Below are 291 nucleotides of genomic sequence, written 5' to 3' on the forward strand. Positions count from 1 at the left end.
TTGCAATTCCAATATTTTTTCTGATTCCCAGAGTCGGGAGCGCCTCATCAGGTAAAGAAACAGGTGGTGTTTCGACACGTTCCGGATTTTCTGATTCTGTCCAGCTCGGCGGGATCGGACGAATTCAACAGAATGATGAAGTAGTCATGAGAATAAGACTTGAAGGCAAAACGCCGACCGCGGATCTACGCTGGAGAGGCCAGGCCTTCGATGTTTTTGACGGACTATCCTGGAGCAAATCGCGACCCGGTATAAAAGAAGTCAGAACGCGGGGCGACCGCGACATTATTC

1 protein-coding gene is annotated in these 291 nt (G+C 49.8%); it reads left to right on the forward strand.

What is annotated here, in order from left to right; translation table 11 throughout:
- Positions 1-291: TgpA N-terminal domain-containing protein (locus AC6UD4_RS07285; RefSeq protein ID WP_500709645.1), on the forward strand; the 291-nt coding region annotated here is incomplete at both ends.

The organism is Fructilactobacillus sp. X3R5C2 (assembly GCF_059901175.1).